This window comes from Pseudomonas sp. BN606, assembly GCF_029873115.1.
Taxonomy (GTDB): Bacteria; Pseudomonadota; Gammaproteobacteria; order Pseudomonadales; family Pseudomonadaceae; genus Metapseudomonas.
In genome coordinates this window covers 31,478-54,475 of the sequence record NZ_SSOF01000083.1, presented here as the reverse complement: position 1 = coordinate 54,475, position 22,998 = coordinate 31,478, and the positions used below count along the sequence as shown (strand labels likewise).

At 65.0% G+C, this 22,998-nt stretch carries 23 protein-coding genes, 1 pseudogene and 1 riboswitch; of the genes and pseudogenes, 7 read left to right on the top strand and 17 right to left on the bottom strand.

Going from position 1 to position 22,998, the window contains the following annotated elements; all coding sequences use genetic code 11:
- Positions 1-18: 18 nt before the first annotated feature.
- Positions 19-828 (bottom strand): lysophospholipid acyltransferase family protein, encoded by an 810-nt coding sequence (locus E8E75_RS26335; RefSeq protein ID WP_120651964.1) that lies wholly within the window; start codon positions 826-828, stop codon positions 19-21.
- 127 nt (positions 829-955) lie between these two features.
- On the opposite strand from E8E75_RS26335, the gene E8E75_RS26330 reads away from it, so the two are divergent.
- The 5 genes from E8E75_RS26330 (at position 956) to E8E75_RS26310 (ending at position 5,942) form a co-directional block, all read left to right on the top strand.
- Positions 956-1,420: an Lrp/AsnC family transcriptional regulator gene (locus E8E75_RS26330; protein WP_120651965.1), complete on the top strand. Its 465-nt coding sequence runs from the start codon at positions 956-958 to the stop codon at positions 1,418-1,420.
- Positions 1,421-1,633: 213 nt separating this feature from the next.
- Entirely contained in the window at positions 1,634-2,809 is a 1,176-nt protein-coding gene (gene metC, locus E8E75_RS26325; protein WP_280359906.1) for a cystathionine beta-lyase, read from the top strand.
- A 106-nt stretch (positions 2,810-2,915) separates the two neighbouring features.
- A complete protein-coding gene (locus E8E75_RS26320) occupies positions 2,916-3,770 on the top strand; it encodes a sulfurtransferase (RefSeq protein ID WP_120651969.1) in 855 nt (284 codons plus the stop codon).
- A 243-nt stretch (positions 3,771-4,013) separates the two neighbouring features.
- A complete protein-coding gene (locus E8E75_RS26315) occupies positions 4,014-4,493 on the top strand; it encodes a hypothetical protein (protein ID WP_120651971.1) in 480 nt (159 codons plus the stop codon).
- A gap of 180 nt (positions 4,494-4,673) precedes the next feature.
- Positions 4,674-5,942, top strand: a complete 1,269-nt coding sequence (locus E8E75_RS26310) for an outer membrane protein transport protein (RefSeq protein WP_280359905.1) — start codon at positions 4,674-4,676, stop codon at positions 5,940-5,942.
- A 60-nt stretch (positions 5,943-6,002) separates the two neighbouring features.
- Here E8E75_RS26310 and E8E75_RS26305 read toward each other — a convergent pair whose 3' ends face one another.
- The 3 genes from E8E75_RS26305 to E8E75_RS26295 all read right to left on the bottom strand — a co-directional run bounded on the left by E8E75_RS26305 (position 6,003) and on the right by E8E75_RS26295 (position 8,388).
- Positions 6,003-6,554 carry a redoxin domain-containing protein gene (locus E8E75_RS26305; protein WP_153917955.1) on the bottom strand — a complete coding sequence of 184 codons (552 nt, stop codon included), beginning with the start codon at positions 6,552-6,554 and terminating at the stop codon, positions 6,003-6,005.
- Between the two features lie 171 nt (positions 6,555-6,725).
- Positions 6,726-7,931, bottom strand: a complete 1,206-nt coding sequence (locus E8E75_RS26300; protein ID WP_120651977.1) for an MFS transporter — start codon at positions 7,929-7,931, stop codon at positions 6,726-6,728.
- 43 nt (positions 7,932-7,974) lie between these two features.
- Positions 7,975-8,388, bottom strand: coding sequence for a MarR family winged helix-turn-helix transcriptional regulator (locus E8E75_RS26295; protein WP_153917953.1), 414 nt, complete (start codon positions 8,386-8,388; stop codon positions 7,975-7,977).
- Positions 8,389-8,559: 171 nt separating this feature from the next.
- Between E8E75_RS26295 and E8E75_RS26290 the strand changes: the two genes are divergently transcribed.
- Both E8E75_RS26290 and E8E75_RS26285 read left to right on the top strand, forming a co-directional pair.
- Positions 8,560-10,380 carry an acyl-CoA dehydrogenase C-terminal domain-containing protein gene (locus tag E8E75_RS26290; RefSeq protein ID WP_153917951.1) on the top strand — a complete coding sequence of 607 codons (1,821 nt, stop codon included), beginning with the start codon at positions 8,560-8,562 and terminating at the stop codon, positions 10,378-10,380.
- Between the two features lie 85 nt (positions 10,381-10,465).
- Positions 10,466-10,768 (top strand): annotated as a pseudogene (locus E8E75_RS26285) (DUF559 domain-containing protein); the annotation flags it as partial.
- Between the two features lie 95 nt (positions 10,769-10,863).
- Here E8E75_RS26285 and E8E75_RS26280 read toward each other — a convergent pair.
- The 13 genes from E8E75_RS26280 to E8E75_RS26220 all read right to left on the bottom strand — a co-directional run bounded on the left by E8E75_RS26280 (position 10,864) and on the right by E8E75_RS26220 (position 22,993).
- Positions 10,864-11,595: an adenosylcobinamide-GDP ribazoletransferase gene (locus E8E75_RS26280; protein WP_120651982.1), complete on the bottom strand. Its 732-nt coding sequence runs from the start codon at positions 11,593-11,595 to the stop codon at positions 10,864-10,866.
- On the bottom strand, positions 11,592-12,158 hold the full coding sequence (cobC, locus tag E8E75_RS26275) for an alpha-ribazole phosphatase family protein (RefSeq protein ID WP_153917949.1): 567 nt from the start codon (positions 12,156-12,158) through the stop codon (positions 11,592-11,594). The genes E8E75_RS26280 and cobC overlap by 4 nt, the downstream gene beginning before the upstream one ends.
- Positions 12,155-13,213 (bottom strand): nicotinate-nucleotide--dimethylbenzimidazole phosphoribosyltransferase, encoded by a 1,059-nt coding sequence (cobT, locus tag E8E75_RS26270; RefSeq protein WP_120651986.1) that lies wholly within the window; start codon positions 13,211-13,213, stop codon positions 12,155-12,157. The genes cobC and cobT overlap by 4 nt, the downstream gene beginning before the upstream one ends.
- Entirely contained in the window at positions 13,210-13,731 is a 522-nt protein-coding gene (cobU, locus tag E8E75_RS26265; protein ID WP_120651987.1) for a bifunctional adenosylcobinamide kinase/adenosylcobinamide-phosphate guanylyltransferase, read from the bottom strand. The genes cobT and cobU overlap by 4 nt, the downstream gene beginning before the upstream one ends.
- 105 nt (positions 13,732-13,836) lie before the next feature.
- Entirely contained in the window at positions 13,837-15,294 is a 1,458-nt protein-coding gene (locus E8E75_RS26260; protein WP_153917947.1) for a cobyric acid synthase, read from the bottom strand.
- Positions 15,291-16,283 (bottom strand): threonine-phosphate decarboxylase CobD, encoded by a 993-nt coding sequence (gene cobD / locus E8E75_RS26255; RefSeq protein WP_153917945.1) that lies wholly within the window; start codon positions 16,281-16,283, stop codon positions 15,291-15,293. The genes E8E75_RS26260 and cobD overlap by 4 nt, the downstream gene beginning before the upstream one ends.
- Positions 16,276-17,184, bottom strand: a complete 909-nt coding sequence (cbiB, locus tag E8E75_RS26250) for an adenosylcobinamide-phosphate synthase CbiB (protein ID WP_153917943.1) — start codon at positions 17,182-17,184, stop codon at positions 16,276-16,278. Before cbiB ends, cobD begins: the two co-directional genes overlap by 8 nt.
- Positions 17,181-17,831 carry a 5,6-dimethylbenzimidazole synthase gene (gene bluB / locus E8E75_RS26245; protein ID WP_153917941.1) on the bottom strand — a complete coding sequence of 217 codons (651 nt, stop codon included), beginning with the start codon at positions 17,829-17,831 and terminating at the stop codon, positions 17,181-17,183. The genes cbiB and bluB overlap by 4 nt, the downstream gene beginning before the upstream one ends.
- The gene (locus tag E8E75_RS26240; RefSeq protein WP_153917940.1) at positions 17,828-19,126 is read right to left on the bottom strand and encodes a cobyrinate a,c-diamide synthase; all 1,299 of its coding nucleotides are present in this window, start codon (positions 19,124-19,126) and stop codon (positions 17,828-17,830) included. The genes bluB and E8E75_RS26240 overlap by 4 nt, the downstream gene beginning before the upstream one ends.
- 66 nt (positions 19,127-19,192) lie before the next feature.
- Entirely contained in the window at positions 19,193-19,804 is a 612-nt protein-coding gene (gene cobO, locus E8E75_RS26235) for a cob(I)yrinic acid a,c-diamide adenosyltransferase (RefSeq protein ID WP_120652000.1), read from the bottom strand.
- A gap of 13 nt (positions 19,805-19,817) precedes the next feature.
- The gene (btuB, locus tag E8E75_RS26230; RefSeq protein ID WP_280359916.1) at positions 19,818-21,686 is read right to left on the bottom strand and encodes a TonB-dependent vitamin B12 receptor; all 1,869 of its coding nucleotides are present in this window, start codon (positions 21,684-21,686) and stop codon (positions 19,818-19,820) included.
- A gap of 69 nt (positions 21,687-21,755) precedes the next feature.
- Positions 21,756-21,970: riboswitch (cobalamin riboswitch) on the bottom strand.
- A 46-nt stretch (positions 21,971-22,016) separates the two neighbouring features.
- Positions 22,017-22,337 carry a hypothetical protein gene (locus tag E8E75_RS26225; RefSeq protein ID WP_120652006.1) on the bottom strand — a complete coding sequence of 107 codons (321 nt, stop codon included), beginning with the start codon at positions 22,335-22,337 and terminating at the stop codon, positions 22,017-22,019.
- Positions 22,338-22,342: 5 nt separating this feature from the next.
- The gene (locus E8E75_RS26220; RefSeq protein WP_120652008.1) at positions 22,343-22,993 is read right to left on the bottom strand and encodes an O-methyltransferase; all 651 of its coding nucleotides are present in this window, start codon (positions 22,991-22,993) and stop codon (positions 22,343-22,345) included.
- Positions 22,994-22,998 lie beyond the last annotated feature (5 nt).

Sequence of the window (22,998 nt, the reverse complement as noted above, 5' to 3'; positions counted from 1 at the left end):
TCGCTGGCGAGCCAGCTCCTACAAGGTTCGCGCCGGAGGTGGATAAGAAGTCACCCCGTCAGGATTCGTGGCGTCACCGAGCTGCTGCCCCAGCAACCCCTCCATCCGCTCGCGAGTCTCGGCCATCAGCTCACCGAGCCGCTCCGGGCCGTACCGGCTGGCATCGATGGGCTCGCCCACGTGCACTTCCACCTTCTGCCCAAGGTTCAGGCGGAAGGTGCGGGCCGGCAGCACGCGGTGGATGCCGCGGATGGACACGGGAATGATCACCGCATCGGTATCCAGCGCCAGATGGAAGCAGCCCTTCTTGAACTTCAGCAGACGGCCATCGGCGGATCGGGTGCCCTCGGGCGCAGCCCAGAGGACGATGCCGCTTTCCATCATCTGCCGAGCGGTGGCCAGATCAGCCAGGGCCTGGCGCCGGTTGTGCCGATCGATGGAGGGGAATTCCGCCGCACGCATGGCCGGGCCGAGGAAGGGAATGCGGAACAGTTCCTTCTTCGCCAGCATGCGGATCGACCCCGGCAGCGCGACGAAGCTGGCCGGAATGTCGTAATGGCTGGAATGGCTGCAAAGAACCAGATAGCGGCGGCCATCATTGAAATCAGGTATCGCGCCGTGCACCGACAGGTCCATGCGCACCAGGCGCAGAAGCAGGCGTGACATGGCACGGGTATAGCGGTCCACACAGGCGCGGTCGAGGCGCCCCAGCGGCGCGCGCATCAGCACAAGGCAGCAGTAGTAGAAGACCACCGAAAGAGTCCCCAGGATCACGCCCAGACGGCGGATCAGCGAGGCACGTTCACTCAGAATTTGCAGGCTTGGCATTTAGCTCTCCCATCTTCTCCCCGGGCGACTTCATGCGCGGGTGACCTTATGATGCCGATTGTCATCGTTTCGACACACTTGGCACGCCAGCCTCCTGACCAAACGCCTCCGCCACGGACCCGCCCCCATGGACAAGAAAGACCTGCAGATCATCGAACTCCTGCAGCAGGACGCCTCCATCTCCCTTGCGGAGCTCGCCGAAGCGGTGAATCTTTCCCCCACGCCCTGCTGGCGACGCCTGCAGAAACTGCGTGAGGACGGGGTAATCCGTAAACAGGTGACGCTCTGCGATGCCGAGCGGCTCAACCTAGGGGTCACGGTATTCGTCACTATCCGCACCAGCCGCCACAGCGACGACTGGACCCGACAATTCATCGAAGGCACCCGCGACATTCCCGAGATCGTCGAGATCTACCGCATGACCGGCGATGTCGACTACCTGCTGAAAATCGTGGTACCGGACATCAAGGGTTACGACGCGGTATATAAGCGCCTGATCCGCGTCGCGGACCTATCCGACGTCAGCTCCGGCTTCGCCATGGAAGTGATCAAGCACACCACGGCACTGCCGCTCGGCCACCTGGCGCTGTAGAACGAAGGTTGCCTTCCCGATCCGGATGCATGGCAGGAAATATTTTTCCAAATTCTCCTACTTTGTAGATTTATTTCCTACACAAAAACCTACTCTCGCAAATCAAAGCAAAGAATTTCCCCGCCCCCACCCGTAATCTTTCTTCCACTCCAGACGCCGCCATCGCCAGGCAGGCGCATACTTTTCGCTATCCGGAATCAGAGGAAACACCAGGTGGACGACCGCAAGCTGCACCTTGAAACACTCCTGGCCCATGAAGGTCGCGAACGGGGCCGGGTCGGCGGCACCGTCAATACACCGGTCTATCGCGCCTCCACGCTGCTCTTCCCCACCGTGGAAGCCCTGCACGCGCAGAGCGGCACCCTCAATACCTACGGACGCCATGGCAACCCCACCACCCGCTCCCTGGAACATGCCCTGGCGGGCCTGGAAGGCGCCTTCGGGGCAATGCTCACCCCCAGCGGCCTGAGCGCCCTTACCACCGCCCTGCTGGCGACCCTCAAGCCCGGCGACCACCTGCTGATGACCGATTCGGTGTACGACCCGACTCGCGCCTTCTGCGACGAAACCCTGAAGCGCTTCGGCATCGAGACCACCTACTACGACCCGCTGATCGGCGGCGGCATAGCCGAGCTGATCCGTCCGAATACCCGTGTGGTGTTCCTCGAATCTCCTGGCTCCCTGACCTTCGAGGTACAGGATGTGCCGGCCATAGCCGAGGTCGCCCATACCCACGGTGCCCTGGTGATGCTCGACAACACCTGGGGCACCCCGGTGCACTTCGCTTCCTTCAAGCACGGCGTAGACATCTCCATCCACGCCGCCACCAAGTACATCGTCGGCCACTCGGACGTGCTGATGGGCGTAATCATGACCACCGAGGCGCTGTTCCCCCAGGTGCGCGGCTTCTACAAGCAGCTCGGCCTGTCGGTCAGCGCCGACGATGCCTACCTTGCCCTGCGCGGCCTGCGTACCCTGTCCACGCGCCTGGAACGCCACCAGCGCAACGCGGAAAAGGTCGCGCAGTGGCTGGCCGAGCAGCCGGAAGTGGAACGCATCCTCTATCCCGCCCTACCCGGCGCCCCCGGCCATGAGCTGTGGAAACGCGACTTCAGCGGCGCCTGCGGTCTCTTCGGAGTGATGTTAAAGGCGATGCCAGAGCAAGCCGTGCGCGCCATGCTCGACGGCATGAACCTGTTCGGCATGGGCTTCAGCTGGGGCGGCTTCGAGAGCCTCATCCTGCTGACCAATCCCAGCGCCCATCGCAGCGCGACGACCTGGAAGGCCGACGGCCCGCTGATACGCCTGCACATCGGCCTGGAGCATCCGGACGACCTGATCGCCGACCTTGACGCTGGCTTCCAGCGTCTTCGCGCCATCTGCCGTTGACCCCGCGGGCGGCGCGGGCTCCGCGCCGCCGCCAATAGCGCGCGACAGCCAGTGCGGGCGTCCTTATGATGCTTGCCACAACAATGGTCACGACAAGGAACCCGCCATGTCGCTCGCACAGCTCATCAGCCCTGCCCAACTCAGTGCCCGCCAGGATGAACCGGGCCTGATCATCCTCGACTGCCGCTTCTCCCTCGACGATCCGGCCTACGGCCAGCGCAGCTACAACGAGAGCCACATTCCCAAGGCCCGCTTCGCCGACCTGGAACGTGACCTTTCCAGCCCAGTGATCCGTGGCGTGACCGGCCGCCATCCGCTGCCGGACCCGACGGCTCTGGCCGGAAAACTGCGCGACTGGGGCATCGCTGCCGACAGCACCATCGTGCTTTACGACGACGGCCCCGGCGCATTCGCCGCGCGCGCCTGGTGGCTACTGGCCTGGCTGGGCAAACGCGACGGCGTATTCCTCCTGGATGGCGGCCTCAAGGCCTGGCGAGATGCAGAACTGCCGCTGACCGCCGTAACACCAACGGCGCAGGCCGGCACTTTCTCCGGGCAACCCGACGCCAGCCTGCTGGTCGACGCCGACGACCTCCAGCAGCGCCTGGGCAATGCGAATCTGACCCTGCTGGACGCCCGCGCGCTACCCCGCTTCAAGGGAGAAGTGGAGCCCATCGACCCGGTCGCCGGCCATATTCCGGGCGCCCAGTGCGCCGCCTTCACCGATAACCTCGGCAGCGATGGTCGCTTCCTCCCGGCCGACGCCCTCAAGCAGCGCTTCGCCACCCTGATCGGTGATCGTCCACTGGACGAGTTGGTGGCCTATTGCGGCTCTGGCGTCACTGCCTGCCACAACCTCTTCGCCTTGAGCCTCGCCGGTTACCCTCTCGCACGGCTCTACGCCGGCTCCTGGAGCGAGTGGATCACTCAGCCTTCGCGGCCGCTGGCCACTGGCGAATAAGCCCTGAATGCCAGCGCACAAGGGACCTGGCGGCCCTTGTGCGCTGGATGTTTTTTAATCACAGGCAGCTATATAGACAATAACCAGAAGCCTGAAACAGTTTAAAAACAGGCCTTTACAGCAGGAATATCGCACTAGACTTCAAATCGAGCGGCTAACTCCGCTCCCGGTGGGGCTCTTTCCTAGAACGATGAGAAGCTGCCAAAACGCCCCGGCCCCGCCGGCACCTTTCGCGAGGGCCATATGGGAATTGCCGCCAGCGATCTCCGCCAGCATGTGATACGACCGACGCTGCTCTACCTGCAGCGCCCCTCCCCCACCGCCGAAAGCCTGCTGCTGGGCGCCGCCGCCTGCCAATCCGCCCTCGGCGCTGCCCTGGACTGCGGTGCGGGACGCGGCCTCTACCGCATCAGCGACGAACGCCACCAGCAACTCTGGGACCAGCACCTGGCCCATGACCCGGAACTCGCCAGCCAGGTACGCGGGTTGGCGAGCCAGCATGCCTTTCTCACCGCTCCGCACCTGGAACTGATCGTCAACCTGCGCTACGCCACTGCTATCGCCTGGATGCTGGTGGAATCGACCGTTCTAGTACTTCCCGCCGCAGATGACCTGATCGGCATGGCGATGATCTGGCGCCAGGTCTTCCAGCCCGACGGCAGTCCACGGGAGTTCATCGACGCCTGGCAGCGCCATGTCGGAGGGCTCTGCCAGGTCGCCTGATCATTGACCAACCAGTCAGGAACAAGCGTACCAAGCGCTCTGCACGATCGACGAAAATGCCATCGTTTTGCCTTTTGTTCGACAATCTTACAATACTTATTGCCGTACTTTTCCAAGCTGGCCAGGCCGGTGGATTCCTGTTAGCGTGCCGCCCTTTGCACGACCGATCAGGAGTTCACCGTGATAAGCAGAGTCCTCAAGACCGCCCTCGCCCTGGCCGTCAGCGCCGCTTCCAGCTACAGCCTGGCCGCTGGCTTCGCCCTCAACGAGCAAAGCGTGAGTGGCATGGGCACCGCCTTCGCCGGCCGTTCGTCCTCCGCCGACGACGCCACCACCGTGTACGGCAACCCCGCCGGCATGTCGCGCCTGAAGCGCGAGCAGGTCAGCGTCGGCGCCGCCGCCATCTTCGCGAAGACCGATATCGACGACGCTCGCGGTACTTTCGGTGGCAGCAACGATGGCGACATGGTTCCCACCGTGGGCGTTCCCATGGGCTATTACGTCAAGCCGATCGATGACAACTGGACCTTCGGCCTCGGCATGTACGTGCCCTTCGGCCTGATCACCGACTACGAAACCGGTTTCGCCGGCCGTTACTACGGCGACAAGAGCGAAGTGCGCGTGATCACCCTGCAGCCCACCGTCAGCTATCGCATCAACGACCAGCTGTCCGTCGGCTTCGGCCCCACCATCAACCGCATCGACGGCGAGCTGACCTCCTCCGTGCTCAACCCGCTGTCCCCGGGCCGCAACGACGGCCGCGTGAAGGTCAAGGGCGACGACACCGCGCTGGGCTTCAACGCTGGCATCCTCTTCGAGCTGGACCCGCGCACCCGCTTCGGCCTGACCTACCACTCCAAGGTGGACTACAAGCTGAAGGGCGACACCACCGTTTCCGGCAGTGGCCCGGTACTGGCCAGCTCCGCCGGCAAGTACGATGCCTCGTTGGACCTGGAGACCCCGGAATCGGTCGACTTCTCCGTCACCCACGACCTGAACGACGCCTGGACCCTCTACGCCGGCAGCACCTGGACCCGCTGGAGCCGCCTGGAAGAAATCAAGGTGGATAACGAGGGGGTTCGCGGACTGCTGGCACCGGCCCTCGGCACCATCACCGAAGAGCAGGACTGGCGTGATACCTGGTCCTACGCCGTAGGTGCGGCCTACAAGCTGAACCAACAGTGGACCCTCCGTGCAGGTCTCGCCTACGACCAGTCCCCGGCCCGCAATGAGCACCGCTCGCCGCGCATCCCGACCAATGATCGCAAGATCTTCAGCCTGGGCGCCGCCTGGAGCCCCAACGACGACGTGACCGTCGACGTGGCCTACTCCTACCTGAAGGAAGATGACGCCGACATCAATCAGGTCAGCGCCTCCAAAGGGGCCTATCGCGCCACCTTCCAGAACAGTGCCCACGGCCTGGGTGCGCAGTTGACCTACCGCTTCTAAGCAGGAATCAGCGCCACAAAAAAGCCCGGACTTGTCCGGGCTTTTTTCATGGTTCGCCAATCACGGCCGGCTTGCCAACGCCTGCTCCACGGCCTTCAGCAGATCAGGGTCGTCGGGCTTGGTCAGGCTGGAGAAGTGCGCAATCACCTTGCCCTGGCGATCCACCACGTACTTGTAGAAGTTCCAGCGCGGTTTCTGCCCTGACTGGGCGATCAGTTCCTTGTAAAGCGGTGTCGCCTCGTCACCAGTGACGTGCTGCGGCTGGGTCATGGCGAACGTCACACCATAGTTGACGTAGCAGACCTTGGCGGTTTCCTCGGTACTGGCGGCTTCTTGCTTGAAGTCGTCCGAAGGCACGCCGAGCACTTCCAGCCCCTGGTCCTTATAGCGCTTGTAGAGCGCTTCAAGCCCTTTGAACTGCGGGGTGAAACCGCAGTGACTGGCGGTGTTGACGATCACCAGCGGCCTGCCGGCGAAGCGCTGGCAAAGGTCGATGGTGTTCTTGGAACGAAGTTGCGGCAGCTCGTGCTGCAGCAGCGAAGGACATTCGGCAGCCATGGCCTGGCCGCCGAGCAAGGCAAGCGACAGGAAGAGGATGGGCGAGGCTTTCATGGCGGACTCCGGCGCAGGTCGATTGATCCGCTTAAGCTACTGCCAAGTGCAGCGCCTAGCAATTGAAGCCCAGCTGCATCAACGCCAGCCCACCCTGCTCCCAGCCCCACCAGCCCAAGGCCAGCAGCGAGCCCGCGAGCAGGGCGCCAAGTGCCCAGCCCAGGTACAGGCTCATGCGGCCCCGGCGGGTTGAAGGCGCGCCACCGGCTGTTCGCGCACCGGCCAGTTCAGCACGGCGGCCAGCAGGCTGAGGAAGATGGAAATCTGCCATACCAGTTCATAACTGCCCGTGTGGTCATAGAGGTAGCCACCCAGCCAACCGCCGAGGAAGGCGCCGAGCTGGTGGAACAGGAAGACGATACCACCGAGCATGGACAGGTTGCGCACGCCGAAGAGGGTCGCGACCGTGCCATTGGTCAGGGGGACTGTAGACAGCCACAACAACCCCATGGCCATACCGAAGGCATAGGCGCTCCAAATGCTCAGCGGCGAATAGACGAACGCCACGATCACCACGCCACGCAGCAGGTAAAGCCCGGTAAGCAGCTTCGGTTTGGCGTGACGGCCTCCCAGCCAGCCGGCGATGTAAGTGCCGAACACGTTGAACAGCCCTACCAGCGCCAGCACCGTGGTGCCCACCGAAGCTGGCAAGTGTTGGTCAACCAGGTAGGCCGGCAGATGCACGCCGATGAAGACCACCTGGAAGCCACAGACAAAGAAACCGAGGGCCAACAGCCAGAAACCGCTATGCGATGTCGCCTCGCGCAGGGCTTCGCCCAAGCTCTGTTCATGGGCCTGGGGCGGCGGCGGATTGTCCTTGAGTAGCCCTACCAGCGGCACGATCAGCGCCACCAGCAGGCCCAGCGCCAACAGCGCGGACGACCAGCCTAGCCAGCCGATCAACCCGAGGGTGCCGGGCAGCATGGCGAACTGGCCGAAGGAGCCGGCGGCTGCGGCGATGCCCATCGCCATGCTGCGCTTATCCACAGGCACGGCGCGCCCTACCACGCCGAGAATCACCGAGAAGGAGGTGCCCGACAGGCCGATACCGATGAGCAGACCGGCACTGAACGACAGCGACAGGGCCGAATCGGCGAACCCCATCAGCACCAGGCCCAAGGCATAGAGCACGCCGCCCACGATCACCGTCTTCGCCGCGCCGAAGCGGTCGGCCAGAGCCCCGGTGAAGGGCTGCGCCAGACCCCAGATCAGGTTCTGCAGGGCGATGGCGAAGGCGAATACCTCGCGGCCCCAGCCGAACTCGCTGCTCATCGGCGCCAGGAACAGGCCAAAGCCATGCCGAATGCCCAGGGAAAGCGCCAGGATCAGTGACGCCCCAAGAAGAACCCAGCCACTCGTACGCCATACCGATGTCATAGAAAATCCTTTACGGGTACATACCCGCTTTCCATCGAAAGAATCAGCTGATGTGTTCCAGATCATCCAGCAGCGCCATCAGCGCCGCTCGCTTCTCCAGTCCTATGCGTTGCCCCAGTTGCACCTGTACCTGTTCCCAGGCCCGCAGCGCTTCATCGAGCCTGGCGTGCCCGGCAGCGGTTAGCGAAACCAGACGATTGCGCTGGTCCTCACCGCCCTCCAAGTGCACCAGCCCCTTGCCTTCAAGCACCTTCAGATTGCGCCCGAGGGTGCTGCGATCCAGACCCAGGGCTTCCGCCAGGCTGGTGATGCTGGGCTGATCCAGCCGCGCCAGGTTCTTCAACAGCGAATACTGGGCGACGTTCACCCCAACGCCCTCGAGAGCATCGTCGTAGAGCCGGGTCACGCTTCGCGTGACGCGGCGCAGCTTGGTACAGAGGCATTGGGTCGGCAACATGGGATACGTGTATATACCCGCAACTGCCTGATCGTCAATCCAAGCCTGCCGTTCGACGCCCGCTGGCCGAAGGTGATTGTCCCAATTGCCAGAGGCTGTCGTAGCCGCTGCCAAGGATCTCGCGTGGCCTGCCCCGTATAAACCGGGCCATCAACGCACGCCGAGGTCACCATGCCCAGCTACAAAGCCCCGCTGCGCGACACGCGCTTCCTGCTCAACGAAGTCTTCGACTTTCCCGCCCACTACCGCGCCCTGGCCAATGGCGGCGAAGCGACCCCTGACATGGTCGACGCCATCCTCGGCGAATGCGCACGGCTCTGCGAAGAAGTGATCGCCCCGCTCTACCACAGCGGCGACGAGGAAGGTTGCCACCTGGAAAACGGCGAGGTACGCACACCCAAGGGTTTCAAGGAAGCCTACGACGCCTATGTCGCCGGCGGCTGGCAAGGCCTTTCGCACCCGGTGGAATACGGCGGCCAGGGCTTGCCGATGAGCCTCGGTGCTCTTAAGCAGGAAATGCTCGGCACCGCCAACTGGCCGTTCTCCATGTATCCGGGCCTCTCCCTCGGCGCCATGAACACCCTGATGCAGCACGGCACCGAGGAACAGAAAAGGACCTATCTGGTGCCTCTCACCGAAGGCCGCTGGGGCGGCACCATGTGCCTGACCGAGCCCCAGTGCGGCACCGACCTTGGCCAGGTGAAGACCCGCGCCGATGCCAATCCCGACGGCAGCTATTCCCTGACCGGCACCAAGATCTTCATCTCCTCGGGCGAGCACGACCTCACCGAGAACATCGTGCACATCGTGCTCGCCCGACTGCCGGATGCGCCGAAAGGTACGCGCGGCATCTCCCTGTTCATCGTGCCCAAGTTCCTTCCCGGCACCGATGGCGGCCTGGGCGAGCGCAACGGGGTGAGCTGCGGGGCGCTGGAGAAGAAAATGGGCATCAAGGCCTCCAGCACCTGCGTGATGAACTTCGACGGTGCCACCGGCTTTCTCATCGGTCCGGCGAACAAGGGCCTCGAATGTATGTTCACCTTCATGAACAGCGCCCGTATCGGGACTGCCATCCAGGGCGTGGCCACCGCGGAACTGGCCTATCAGGGTGCCCTCGCCTACGCCCGCGAACGCCGCTCCATGCGCGCCCTGTCCGGCACCAAGGAACCCGACTCCGTCGCCGACCCACTGATGGTCCACGGCGACGTACGACGCATGCTACTGACCCAGAAAACCGTGGCCGAAGGTGGCCGTGCGCTGGTCTACCTCGCTACCCAGTACGCCGACCGCATGATCGAAGGCATCCTGCACAAGGACGAACGGCAGTACGCCCACTGGGATGACAAACTCGGTTTCCTCACGCCGATTCTCAAGGGCTGCCTGACCGAGCTGGGCCTGGAAAGCGCCAACCTCGGCATGCAGGTGTTCGGCGGCCATGGCTACATCCGAGAACACGGTATGGAGCAGATCGTCCGCGACGCCCGAATTGCCACCCTCTACGAGGGCACCACCGGCATCCAGGCCCTTGACCTGCTGGGCCGCAAGGTGCTGCTGATGACCCAAGGCAAGGCCGTGCGTGACTTCACAGGCGAGCTCGCCCGTTTCGCCATCGAACTGCTGAAGACCGAACCCGCCATGCGCGGACGAGCCCTGGTGCTGCTCAGGATGGCCGCGCAATGGAACTGGCTGACCCTGCGCATCGCCCTGCGCGCCCGCAAGGACCGCGACCTGGTGAGCACCGCCAGCCACGACTTCCTGATGTACTCCGGCTACGCCGCCCTGGCCTATGCCTGGGCCCTGCAAGAGCGCGCGGCCCGCGTGCGGCTGCGCGAAGGTGGCGCGGACTCCGCCGAGTTCTACCGCGCCAAACTGGCCACCAGCGACTTCTACTTCGCCCGCCTGCTACCTCGCGCCAAAGGGCACGCGACGGCCATGCTGAAGCCGACTGGGACGGTGATGGGACTGGCGGGCGAGCATTTTGTATTTGAGTGAGACCGGGGGAATCGCGGGGGATTTTCGGAAGGCAACGAAGCTGATTGCATAGAAGATCGAGCCTTTCCACATCAGAGGAAAGGCCATGGAAAGGCTCGAGTTTGCCAGGCGGCTTCGGGTAGAACAGACGGATGCGGAGCAGCGGCTTTGGCAGCATCTGCGCGCAAAGCGGTTACTCGGAATGAAGTTTCGGCGGCAGAAACCCATTGGACCCTACATCGTCGAATTCATCTGCCAGGAACGGATGCTGGTGATTGAAGTGGACGGCGGGCAGCACCCGGAAAGTAAGTCCAATGAAGCGCGAGACACCTGGTTCGTCGTGCGGGTATTCCGGGTCCTGCGGTTCTGGAACCACGAAGTGCTGCAGGAAACTGAAGCCGTGCTCGAAGCCATCCGATTGGCAGCGGAGGAAGCATTTCCCGGCAATCCCCTCTCCCCCGGCCCCTCTCCTCTTCAGGGAGAGGGGCCGGGGGAGAGGGCAGATCAGGCGAACAACGCCACCCCCACCAACACCCCCACCTCCACCAACTCCACCATCGCTCCCGCCGTATCCCCGGTCGTGCCACCCAGGCGTTGCATGAACCGCCCGCGCAGCCAGCCAAACAGCGCCAGCGCCGCCACCAGGGCGATCCAGGCGGGCCAGCCCAGCAGCAGAATCAGTGCCCCCTGAACCGCCAACCACATCGGCAATTCGCGGCGCGGGAGATGTTCGGCAATCGCCTGTCCCAGGCCGCCGGGACGGACGTAAGGGGTGGTAAGGAACAGCAGGGGCAACATCCCTCGCGCCAGCCAGGGCGCCAGCAACAGGGGCAGCCATTGCCCTGCCTGCAACAGGGCCGTCAATGCAGCGAACTTGAGCAGCAGCACCACCACCAGCACCACCACCGCGATCGGCCCGCTGCGTGGGTCCTTCATGATCGTCAGGGTGCGTTCGCGGTCGCCGTAGCCACCTACCCAGGCATCGGCCGTGTCCGCCAATCCGTCCAGATGCAGGCCGCCCGACAATCCGATCCAGAGTGCCAGCAACAGGGCCGCCGACAACAGCGGCGGATGCCCGTCCAGCAGCCAGGCACCGCCCAATAGCAGTGCGCCGAGCAGCAATCCGACCGGGGGATACCAGAGCAGCGACCGGCCGATCTGCGCCGGCTCCGGCATACCCGGCAGACGCACGGGCAGACGGGTGAGGAATTGCAGGGCGATCAGCAGGGGCGTCATGGGCGCTCCCGCAGACCGTGTACGTCGAAGGTCAGGCGGAACAGCTCGCCATGGGCCACTTCCACCTGCATCAACCCGGTGCGCGGCAACTGCCGGGCGCGGGCCACCAGGATGCGGATCACACCGCCATGGGTGACCAGCAGCACCCGCTTTCCGGCGAAGCGCTCCAGCAGACGCTCACCGGCAGCCAGCACCCGAACCTCGAAGTCCAGCAGGGTTTCACCGTCCGGCGGGGTGAAGCTATAGGGGTCATTCCAGAACTGGCCAAGCCCCTCGGCGTGATCCTCCATCAATTCGGCGGCGCTGCGGCCTTCCCATTGACCGAAGTGCAGTTCGCGCAGGTCGGAATCGAAATGCAGCGGCAGGCCAAGCTGCAGCTCCAGCTCGCAGACGAACGCGGCGCAACGTTGCAGGGGCGAACTCACCAGCACGTCCCATGGCCCGGCGCCGACGATGCCCGCGCGCATCTGCGTCCAGCCTTTGTCGGTCAGGGCGTCGTCGAGGCTGCCACGAAAGCCGCCGCCCCGTTCGGTTTCACCATGCCTCAGGAGGTCGAGCTTCATTCCGGCCGGTCCGAAACCGAAGCTTCGGCGAAGGTCGCCATGCCGCCATGGAGTTCGCAGGCCAGGCGCAATAGCGGCAGTGCGATGGCGGCCCCGCTGCCTTCGCCCAGGCGCAGGCCCAGGTCCAGTAGCGGCTGAGCCTCCAGTGCCTCGAGCACGGCGACGTGACCCGGCTCGGCGGAACGATGGGAGAACAGAAGCCACTCGCGACAGGCGGGGTTCAGGCGCACGGCGCATAGCGCCGCCACGCTGCAGATGAAGCCGTCCACCAACGCCGGCAGGCCCAGCTGGGCGCAGGCGAGGTAGGCGCCGGTCAGCGCCGCTACTTCGAAGCCGCCGAGGCGGCGCAGGGTTTCCTGCGGGCTGTCGCAGCCTTCGCGATGCAACGCCAGGGCATGTTCGATGACCTGGATCTTGTGGGCCACTCCCTTGCCGTCGAGACCGGTGCCTGGGCCAGCCATCGCGGTGGCGGGCAGGTCCAGCAGGGCACAGGCCAGGGCGCTGGCGGTGGTGGTGTTGCCGATGCCCATTTCGCCGCCGACGTAAAGATCGGCGCTCGCGCCCAAGGCGCGCTCGACGCTGGAGCGGCCGGCTTGCAGGGCGATCAGGCACTGGGCGGCGGTCATTGCCGGTTCGCGGGCGAAATTCGCGGTGCCGGCGCCCACGTGCAGGTGCAGCACACCCGGCAGGGGTTCCAATGGCAACGCTGTGCCCAGGTCCACCAGTTCCAGGGTTGCGCCGAGGCTTTTGGCCAGCACGCTGATGGCGGCACCGCCGCGGACGAAGTTGCGCAGCATCTCGCCGGTCACCGCCTGTGGATAGGCGGACACGCCCTCTTCCACCACGCCGTGGTCACCGGCGAAGACCGCGAACCAGGGGCGATCGATGCACGGCCGCTCGCGCCCTTGTTGGGCGGCGAGCGTGATGGTGAGGTCCTCGAGTTGACCGAGGGCGCCACGGGGCTTGGTCAGCTGATCCTGCCGGGCCTGGGCCTTGGCACGAGCGATGGGATCGAGGGGCTGGCAGGGGGCCTGCCACCAGTGCAGCGGAGTCATAGGGAATCTCCCTTGAGGATCATGGGCAAGCCGGCGACGGTGAAGATCACCCGTTCGCTGCGTTCGGCCAGGGCCTGGTGCAGCCAGCCGGCCTCGTCGACATAGCGACGGGTCAGCTCGCCCAGGGGCACGACGCCCAGGCCGGTTTCATTGCTTACCAGCAGCACGCGACCGGGAAGCCCGGCGATGCAACCGAGCAGCGCTTCGCGCTCTTCGTCCAGCCGCGCCGGATCGTCCAGCATGAGCAGGTTGGTCAGCCAGAGCGTCAGGCAGTCAACCAGCAGGCAGGTATCGTCGGCGGCGCTCTCGCGCAGCACTCGAGCGAGTTGCGACGGTTCTTCCACCAGCCCCCAGTGCTCCGGACGGCGGGCACGATGATGGGCGACACGCGCGCTCATCTCGCCGTCCAGCGGCTGGCTGGTGGCGATATAAATGACCTTGAGGCCGCTTTCAGCAGCGAGCTTTTCCGCCAACCGGCTTTTGCCGGAGCGGGCACCGCCGAGGATGAGTTCAAGCATCGTTAAACCTCGTCGTTCGTGGGGCTGGCCCTGGATAGGGAGCACGGCCGTAGGAGCCTGCTTGCTGGCGAAGGTTGCGCCGAAGGTCCGCCAGCAAGCTGGCTCCTACAGGGACAATCCGCACAGTAATTGCAGCCTCCGCGTATCCAGGTGCTGCTCTACCAGGTCTGCCAGGCGTTCGATATCGCGCTCGCGTAGTGCGTTGTAGTCCACCGCCTGGACAGCGGCGAGACCGGCCCAGCGCAGGATGGCGGCACTGGCGGCGGAGGATTCGAACAACCCGTGCAGGTAGGTGCCCATGATCTGGCCGTCGACACTGCGGGCGCCATCGGTGCGGCCGTCGTCCAACACCACCATGGGGTTTTCCAGGCCAACGCCGGTGGTGACGCCAGCGTGGATCTCGTAGCCGCTCACCGCCGCGTCTTCCAGGCGGAGGGCGCCAGCGACATTGCGCAACTGTTTCTCCGGCTCCAGCACCGTGTCGATGTCCAGCAACCCAAGGCCGACGCTCTCCCCTGCCGGACCTTCCAGGGCGTGAGGGTCGACGATGGTGCGTCCGAGCATTTGGAAACCGCCGCAGATTCCGAGCACCTTGCCGCCATAGCGCAAGTGACGTTGCAGCGCCTGATCCCAGCCGTGCTCGCGCAGCCGTGCAAGGTCGGCACGCACGCTCTTCGAGCCGGGAAGGATGATCAGGTCTGCTGGCGGAATGGGCTGGCCGGGGGCGACGAAGGTGAGCTGTACCTGTGGGTGCAATCGCAGCGGATCGAAGTCCGTGTGGTTGCTGATGCGAGGCAACACCGGCACCGCAACCCGCAGCACATCGCCAGTCTTGGCGGACTGCCGCTGGTCGATGGCGTCCTCGGCTTCCAGGTGGAAGTCGGTGAGGTAGGGCAGAACGCCGAGCACCGGCTTGCCGGTGCGTTGCTCCAGCCAGTCCAGGCCCGGCTCGAGGAGGGCGATATCACCCCGGAAGCGGTTGATGACGAAGCCCTTCACCCGCGCCTGTTCGCTTTCCGACAGCAGCTCCAGGGTGCCCACCAGATGGGCGAACACGCCACCGCGATCGATGTCGGCTACCAGAATCACCGGGCAGTCGACCGCTTCGGCAAAGCCCATGTTGGCAATGTCGTTGGCGCGCAGATTGATCTCCGCCGGGGAGCCGGCACCCTCGACCATCACCACGGAATACTGGCTGCTCAGGCGCTGGTGGGACTCAAGCACCGCCGCCATCGCGACCTTCTTGTAGTCGTGATACGCGACCGCATTCATGCTGGTGACGGCGCGGCCATGGATGATCACCTGGGCGCCAATATCGGTATTGGGCTTGAGCAGCACCGGGTTCATGTCGGTATGCGGCGCCAATCCGCAGGCCAGGGCCTGCACCGCCTGGGCACGACCGATTTCGCCACCGTCGGCGGTCACCGCGCTGTTCAGCGCCATGTTTTGCGGCTTGAAGGGCACCACCGCGATGCCCCGGCGCTTGAGCCAGCGGCACAAGGCCGTCACCAGGGTGCTCTTGCCCGCATCGGACGTGGTGCCCTGCACCATCAGGGTCGTCATGGGCGCTCCTTGGAAAAATCTGTCAGAGCCCGGCCGAGGCGTGCCCAGCCGGCTTCGTCCGGCGGCAGACCAAAGCGCAAGCTGGGTGGCGAGGTGAAAAGCCGGGTAAGAATGCCGCGAGCGGCGAGAAATTCGTGCAGCGCCAAAGCGTCGTCGCGGAGCAGGCGCTGGAACAACGCGGTGCCGCCAGCGGGAGGCAGGCCGCAATCACGCAACAACGTTTCCAGACGCAAACCATCGCGCAGCAAGGTTTGCCGCTGAACCGTTTGCCCCGCTTCATCTTGCAACAGCGCCTTGGCCAGGGCCCGGGCCGGACCGCTGACCGCCCAGGGGCCGAGCCATTCGTTGAGTCGATCCAGCAACGCTGTTTCGGCCAGGACGAAGCCCAGGCGGATTCCCGCCAGGCCGAAGAACTTGCCAAAGGAACGCAGCACCACCAGCCCCGGCAACGGGCAATGACTCGCCAGGCTCTGCTGCGGCGTGCAGTCCATGAAGGCTTCGTCCACCAGCAGCCAGCCGCCCCGCTCGGCAAGACGAGCGCGCCAGCCCAGCAGGGTTTGCGGCGTCAGTCGCTCGCCAGTGGGGTTGTTCGGGTTGACCACCAGCACCACGTCGAAACGCTCCAGCTCACGCTCGGCGGTTTGCGCATCCAGCGCCTCCAGCTCGTGACCCTCACGGCGCCAGGCATGGGCATGCTCGGCATAGCAAGGCGAGATCACCCCTACCCGGCTGCGCTCACGGAGGCGCGGCAATGCCTGGATCGCGGCCTGGGAACCGGCCACCGGCAGTAGCGACTCGCAGCCGTAGTAACGCCGGGCCGCGTCTTCCAGGCCGTCCTCCAGCTCGGGCAGACGCGCCCAGGCCGCGACCGGAATGGCCGGCAATTCCCAACCATAGGGGGCGATGCCGGTGGAAAGATCGAGCCAGCCCGCTTCGGCAATTCCGTAACGCCGCGCCGCCGCGCGAAGTCGTCCGCCATGTTCAAGCAAGGAGCCAGCCTCCGATGATCAGCGCCGCGAGCCAGAGCATCACGCCCTGGCGCACCAGGTCCATGGCGCGGCGGATATCCTCGGCGCGGGCCTGCGGACCTTCACCCAGCACCGGGCGCTCATGCAGCTCGCCGTGATACACCGCCGGGCCACCCAGGGCTACGCCCAGAGCGCCAGCGCCGGCAGCCATCACCGGGCCGGCGTTGGGACTGTCCCACTGCGGGGCCTGCCGGCGCCAGCAGCGCAGAGCCAGTGCCGTCTTGCCGAGCAGGGCGTAGGTCAGCGCCACCAGCCGCGCCGGGATGTAATTGAGGACGTCGTCGATGCGCGCTGCCGCCCAGCCAAAGCGCTCGAAGCGTGCATTGCGGTAGCCCCACATGGCATCCAGTGTGTTGGACAGACGATAGAGCACCACGCCCGGCGCACCGGCGACCGCGAACCAGAACAGCGCGGCAAACACGGCATCGCTACCGTTCTCCAGCACCGACTCGGTAGCGGCGCGGGCCACGGCCCCTTCGTCCAGCTCGCGGGTTTCGCGACTGACCATGTAGCCGACGCACTTGCGTGCTTCCGGCAAGTCCCCCGCTTGCAGTGCGTTGGCTACCGGCTCTGCGTGCTCGTTGAGGCTGCGCAGGCCAATGGCGGCGTAGAGCGCAATGACGCCCACCAGCCAACCGATATAGGGCAGTTCCGAAAGCAGCCAGGCAGCGAAGGTCAGCGGCAACACGGCAAGTACCCAGGCACTCACGCCATGACTGCGCCAGCCACGCCCGCCCGTGTTGAAGCGTTGCTCCAGGCGGTTGGCGAGCCTGCCGAAGGCCACCAGCGGGTGCCAGCCCCTGGGCTCACCGAACAGGGCATCCAGCGCCACGGCGCCGAGCGTGAGGAAACCCAGGCTCATGGGCGCTCCCCCCACTGGTTCTCGAATACCAGATCCGCCAGCGGACGTGGCTTGGCCCAGCCCTCGAGCGCAAGCATGGGGGCCGGATAAAACGCATTCACCGGGCCAAGGCAAAGCACCGCAACAGGCTTGCTGCCCGCCGGCATGCCCAGCAGTTCGGCGAGGGCATCCGGCTCGAACAGCGACACCCAGCCCATTCCCAGGCCTTCGGCGCGGGCCGCCAGCCAGAGGTTCTGGATGGCGCAGGAAAGCGAGGCCAGGTCCATCTCCGGCAGGGTTCGACGGCCGAACACGTGAGCCTCGCGGCCGTCCATCAGCGCCGCCACCAGCAGTTCGGCGCAATTGCGTATGCCTTCCACCTTGAGCCGCATGAACTCGTCGGAGCGCTCGCCCAGGGCCTCGGCCGTGCGCACCCGCTCCGCCTCCACCAGGGCATGGATGCGCTCCCGCAGTTCACTGGAGGTGACGCGGATGAAGCGCCAGGGCTGCATCAGCCCGACACTGGGAGCCTGGTGGGCGGCCTCTAGCAAATGCGCCAGCAGTTCGGGCGCCACTTCGCCGCCGCTGAAGTGGCGCATGTCACGGCGCTCGGCGATGGCGCGATAGACCGCCGCGCGCTCTTCCGGGCTGAAGGCGTGTTCGCTCATGGTCTGAACAGCTCCGCTGCCGCCCTTGGGTTGGACGGCAGGTAGAAGTGAATGTACGAGGCGGTGAGTCTTGCGCTGCGGAACACGGCTTCTGCCACCGGTTTGTCGTTCGGACAGAGGCCGCGAACCAGGGGCTCCAGGGTGGAATCCAGCAAGGAGTGATGGAAGGTGTGTCCACGCAGGTTGCCTTCCGGCAGGGGCGCTTCCTGCAGAGCCAGGGCCGCCAGGCGTTTCTGCAGGGTGGCGCGGCCGGGCAGCAGGCCAACCAGCTCGGCGCATTCACCTCCTGCGTCGGTCAGGGCGTCCAGCAGGTAAAGCATGCCACCGCATTCGGCGAGGATCGGTTTGCCAGCGCCGTGGTGGGCGCGGATAGCCTCGGCCATGGAGCGATTGCCCTCGAGTTGCCGCATATGCAGTTCGGGGTAGCCGCCCGGCAGGTACAGGCTGTCCACCTCGGGCAGGCACTCATCGGCCAGCGGCGAGAAGTACACCAGTTCGGCGCCAAGCTGCTGCAGCAAGTCGAGGTTGGCCTGGTAGAGGAAAGCAAAGGAGGTATCCCGCGCGATGCCGATACGCACGCCGGCCAGTTCCTTGCCGAGCGACTGCAGTTCGGGCGCGGCGAAACTCACCGCTGGCGGTAGCGCCACTTCTGCGCTGGCGGCCAGGGCGTCGGCGGCGGCGTCCAGGCGTGCATCCAGGTCGGCCAGTTCCTCGGCCTGCACCAGCCCCAAGTGGCGACTGGGCAGCTCCACATCCGCGCTGCGCGGCAGCGAGCCATACCAGCGAATCCAGTCCGGCAGGCTGTCGCGGATCAGGTCGCTGTGGCGCTGGCTGCCGACGCGATTACCGAGCACACCGGCAAAGGGCAGGTCCGGCTGGTAGGTGGCCAGGCCCACAGCCAGAGCACCGAAGGTCTGCGCCATGGCGGCACCATTGATCACGCCGAGTACCGGCACACCAAAATGGCGAGCCAGGTCGGCGGCGGACGGCGAGCCGTCGAACAGGCCCATCACGCCCTCGATGAGGATCAGATCAGCCTCTCCGGCAGCTTCCCAAAGCAGGCGGCGACTTTCCGCCTCGCCCACCATCCACAGGTCCAACTGGTAGACCGGTGCGCCGGACGCGCGGGCGAGGATCATCGGGTCGAGAAAGTCCGGCCCGCACTTGAACACCCGCACCCGCTTGCCCTCGCGGGCGTGCAGGCGAGCGAGCGCTGCGGTGACGGTGGTCTTGCCCTGGCCGGAGGCCGGGGCGGCGATCAGAAGTGCGGGGCAGCTCCGAGTGAGGTCAGACATGGCAAAACCTCTCCCCTTCCCTCTCCCTGAATAGAGAGGGGGTAAAAACAGCGGCAGTGCCTGACATCAGAACTCCACACCCTTCTGGGCTTTCACACCGGACTTGAAGGCGTGCTTGACCAGAGTCATTTCGGTAACGGTGTCGGCGGCGTCGATCAGGCCCTGGGGCGCGCCCCGGCCGGTGGCGACGACATGCTGGTGTTCGGGGCGGGACTCGATGTCACGCAACACGTCGTCCAGCTCCAGGTAGCCATGCTTGAGGGCGATGTTCAGCTCATCCAGTACCACCAGGCCGATCTGCGGGTCGTCCATCAGTCCGCGCGCGACCGTCCAGGCGGCGCGCGCCTTCTCGATATCACGCTGGCGATCCTGGGTATCCCAGGTGTAGCCCTCGCCCATCACGTGGTAGCTGACTTCTTCCGGGAAACGACGGAAGAAATTCTCTTCACCGGTGGACATACCGCCCTTGATGAATTGCACCACGCCCACCTTGAGGCCGTGGCCGAGGGCACGGGCGACCATGCCGAATGCCGAACTGCTCTTGCCCTTGCCGTTGCCGGTGTGCACCAGCAGCAGGCCGTACTCGTCCTGGGCCTGGGCGATCTTTTCGTCGACCACGGCCTTCTTGCGTTGCATGCGCGCCTTGTGGCGGGCGTCGCGGTCTGCGGATTCGGTCATCGTGAGTACCTCGTCACAGGGCTTGATAGCGGACGGTGAAGTAAACAGCTTGCCCCGGCTGGTTGTAGTCCAGCGCGGTTTCGTAGTCGGCATCCAGCAGGTTGGTCACCTTGGCCTGCAGGCGCCACTCCTCGGTCAGCCAGTACTCACCGCGCAGGTCGACGGTGGCATAGCCGGCGACGCGTTCGCGATTGGCCAGGTCGTTGTAGCTGCGACCCTCGGCATGCACAGTGGCCCCGACGCCAAATTGGCCGATACGGCGGTCCAGATCGAGATTGAATACTTCCCTGGCGCGACGCGGCAGTTCATTGCCGGCGTTGGTGTCGGCGCTGCGGTTCTCGGTGTCGAGGAAACTGGCGTTGGCGTTCCAGCTCCAGCCCAGCCATTGACTGCCCAGCACCAGTTCGAGTCCGTCGATGCGCGCCTTGCCGATGTTGTTAGGGCCACCATAAAGACCGAGGGTGGAATCGTAGGCGATCAGGTCGTCCACATGAGTGCGATAGGCATTGATCGACCAGTGGCCCCACTCGTGCTGCCCGGCAAGGCCGGCCTCGAAACTTTCCGAAGTTTCTGCGTCCAGGTCGGGATTGCCATATCCGGGGTAGTAAAGCTCGTTGAAGCTGGGCGCCTTGAAGGCAGTGCCATAGCTCAGGCTGAAGCGCACCGCATCGGTCATCGCATAGCCCCAGGCGGCATTGCCGGTGTCGTGGGTGCCAAACTGTTCGTTGTCATCACGACGCAGGCTGAGCTGCCAGTCCTGGCGTCCGTGCTCTCCCAGGTACTGGGCAAACCAGCCCTTGTTCAGGCGCGAGTCCTTGTCGAATACGGTTGAACTGCTGATCCGGTCGCGCTGCCAGTCGTAGCCCAGGGTCAGTACGTGCCCTTCGGCCAGGGTCAGGTCGTTGAGCCATGAGGCACTGTCACGCTTGGAGTCGAAGCGCGCATCGAAGACACCGTCGGTGCGGCTGGTGGTCTTGTCTTCGCTGCGACCGGCCTGCAGGGTCACATCCCAGATTTCCGCCGGACTGAAACGCGCGCGGCCGCCCAGCAGCTCCTGACGGTTGTCGGCATTGGCGTTGTGCCCGCCCAGGGGGTGGAAGTAGCCGAACTGGTCGATATCGTCGTAGTCGTTGTGGGCCTTGGCGCGCATCAGCGTGCCATCGAGTTCCAGGCCGTTCTCGAAGCGATAGCCTGCACGCAGGCTGCCGGAAAGATTGCGGTAACCGTCGGCATCGGGCTCGTAATAGTCGCTGCCCTGCCGGCGCGAGTTGATGCCGTCGGTGTCCTGGCTGCTGACGCCGAGGTTGTACCAGCCCTTGTCGTCACCACCGGAAACGCCGGCGCTGCCTTCATAGCTGTCGTGGGTGCCATAGCCCGCGGAGAACCAGGGCTTGGCCCCGTCCTTGCCGCCCTTGCGGGTGAAGATCTGGATGACACCGCCAATCGCTTCCGAGCCATAGAGGCTGGAGCGCGGGCCGCGAACCACTTCGATGCGTTCAATCAGCTCAACCGGCAGGTCCTGGAAGGCGGTGAGGCCGGCGCTGACCGAGCCCACCTTGACACCATCGATCATCACCAGCACGTGGTCGGATTCGGTGCCGCGCATGAACAATGTGGTGTTCTTGCCAGGGCCACCGTTGTTGCTGAAGGTCACGCCCGGGACTTTTTGCAGCAGCTCAGGCACCGAACGCGCTTGGCTGCGCTCGATCTCTTCGCGGTCGATCACCGTACTGGCGGCCAGGCTGGCGCGCACCGGTCGTTCGCTACGGGTCGCGGTAACCACTTGCTCGTCCAGCGTCAGGGGCGCTGCAACCAGCAAGGGAGAAATGGAGGAACTGCCGAGCAGCGCAAGCGCCGCCGGCCTGATGAAAGGCTTGCGAATCAAGGTATGGATCTCCGTCGTGCCACCCGCGCGACATCTCTAAAGGGAACTGCATGCGGACGACTCCGCGATGCCCTGCTTGCGACAGGCCGGTCTCCGGGCTTGCGAGTGGAGCCGAAACTCCCGTGCCGCGCCTTCCCATGCCTGGGGCACAGTGGCCGATTGCGGCGTTCTACTCGCCTACCGTTGCGGGGGCAGCGCCGGATTCTTCGAAGGAATGGACCGGCTTCCCTGTTTCACCCCTTCAGCAATAGCCGAGGGGCACCTGAGGCAGCGGCGAAGGTTAGAGGGTGCGCGGGGTAGCGTCAAATGCTAGCGGACACGTGCCATTCAGTGCCTCGGATTGAAGCCGGCGGGTTTGGCGGCCAGCCAGTCGACGAAGGTGCGCAGGCGCTCGTCACCCATCAGGGCCTCCCGGCTGTTGTAGTTCAGGGCCAGCTCCTTCTCGCTGAACAGCTTGTGGATCTGGTTGTGGCAGGGCCTGCACACCCAGAGGGTGGCGGTGATGCGCTCGTTCTTCGCGTAGCGCTTTTGCACGTAGGGCTTGTCGTGCAGAGCCTTGGGGATCAGGTGATGACGGGTGAGCGCGGCAGCCCGGCCACACAACTCGCAGGCGTCGGGCTGGGGCGGCAGGCGGATCGGTTCGGGCATGCCCGTCAGCGCTTGCGGCAGAGCGTCAGGCCATCGCCCACGGGCAGCAGCGACAGGTCGATACGCTCATCCGTCTTCAAGGTCAGGTTCAGGGCCTGTATGGCACGAGTGTCGACGTCGTCCGGCTCGGACTCCAGCACGCGGCCACTCCAGAGTACGTTGTCAAAGAGGATCAGCCCGCCCTGGCGCACCAGGCGCAGGGCCTCGTCCAGATAGGCCGGATAGTTGGCCTTGTCGGCGTCGATGAAGATCAGGTCGAGGCTGCCATCTTCCAGGCTCGCCAGGGTATCCAGTGCCGGCGCCAAGCGAAGTTCGATGCGTTCGGCCAGCCCCGCCTCCTGCCAATAGCGACGAGCGATAGCGTTGTAGTCACCTGGCAGGTCGCAACAGATCATCCGGCCGTCAACGGGCAATTCCGCGGCCATGCACAGGGCGCTGTAACCCGTGAAAGTGCCCACTTCGAGAATGCGACGAGCGCCGGTGAGCTTGACCAGCAAGGCCATGAACTGGCCCTGCTCCGGCGCGATCTGCCAGCGCGCCATGGGCATGGCGGCGGTTTCGGCGCGCAGCCGCTGCAACAGCGGCGTGTCCCGTAGCGAAACATCGAGGAGGTAGCCGTAAAGGGCGTCGTCGAGGTTCAGCGTGCGGTTGGTCATGACAA

Excerpts from the sequence above, each read along its gene's own strand:
- cobU (WP_120651987.1), bottom strand. The coding sequence starts at position 13,731 with ATGCTTGAACTCATCCTCGGCGGTGCCCGCTCCGGCAAAAGCCGGTTG.
- E8E75_RS26220 (WP_120652008.1), bottom strand. The coding sequence starts at position 22,993 with ATGACCAACCGCACGCTGAACCTCGACGACGCCCTTTACGGCTACCTC.
- E8E75_RS26260 (WP_153917947.1), bottom strand. The coding sequence starts at position 15,294 with ATGACGACCCTGATGGTGCAGGGCACCACGTCCGATGCGGGCAAGAGC.
- E8E75_RS26330 (WP_120651965.1), top strand. The coding sequence starts at position 956 with ATGGACAAGAAAGACCTGCAGATCATCGAACTCCTGCAGCAGGACGCC.
- E8E75_RS26225 (WP_120652006.1), bottom strand. The coding sequence starts at position 22,337 with ATGCCCGAACCGATCCGCCTGCCGCCCCAGCCCGACGCCTGCGAGTTG.
- E8E75_RS26280 (WP_120651982.1), bottom strand. The coding sequence starts at position 11,595 with ATGACGCCCCTGCTGATCGCCCTGCAATTCCTCACCCGTCTGCCCGTG.
- E8E75_RS26320 (WP_120651969.1), top strand. The coding sequence starts at position 2,916 with ATGTCGCTCGCACAGCTCATCAGCCCTGCCCAACTCAGTGCCCGCCAG.
- E8E75_RS26305 (WP_153917955.1), bottom strand. The coding sequence starts at position 6,554 with ATGAAAGCCTCGCCCATCCTCTTCCTGTCGCTTGCCTTGCTCGGCGGC.
- E8E75_RS26315 (WP_120651971.1), top strand. The coding sequence starts at position 4,014 with ATGGGAATTGCCGCCAGCGATCTCCGCCAGCATGTGATACGACCGACG.
- E8E75_RS26240 (WP_153917940.1), bottom strand. The coding sequence starts at position 19,126 with ATGTCTGACCTCACTCGGAGCTGCCCCGCACTTCTGATCGCCGCCCCG.
- cobT (WP_120651986.1), bottom strand. The coding sequence starts at position 13,213 with ATGACTCCGCTGCACTGGTGGCAGGCCCCCTGCCAGCCCCTCGATCCC.
- E8E75_RS26295 (WP_153917953.1), bottom strand. The coding sequence starts at position 8,388 with ATGTTGCCGACCCAATGCCTCTGTACCAAGCTGCGCCGCGTCACGCGA.
- E8E75_RS26300 (WP_120651977.1), bottom strand. The coding sequence starts at position 7,931 with ATGACATCGGTATGGCGTACGAGTGGCTGGGTTCTTCTTGGGGCGTCA.
- cobO (WP_120652000.1), bottom strand. The coding sequence starts at position 19,804 with ATGACCGAATCCGCAGACCGCGACGCCCGCCACAAGGCGCGCATGCAA.
- bluB (WP_153917941.1), bottom strand. The coding sequence starts at position 17,831 with ATGAGCGAACACGCCTTCAGCCCGGAAGAGCGCGCGGCGGTCTATCGC.
- cbiB (WP_153917943.1), bottom strand. The coding sequence starts at position 17,184 with ATGAGCCTGGGTTTCCTCACGCTCGGCGCCGTGGCGCTGGATGCCCTG.
- E8E75_RS26290 (WP_153917951.1), top strand. The coding sequence starts at position 8,560 with ATGCCCAGCTACAAAGCCCCGCTGCGCGACACGCGCTTCCTGCTCAAC.
- cobC (WP_153917949.1), bottom strand. The coding sequence starts at position 12,158 with ATGAAGCTCGACCTCCTGAGGCATGGTGAAACCGAACGGGGCGGCGGC.
- E8E75_RS26335 (WP_120651964.1), bottom strand. The coding sequence starts at position 828 with ATGCCAAGCCTGCAAATTCTGAGTGAACGTGCCTCGCTGATCCGCCGT.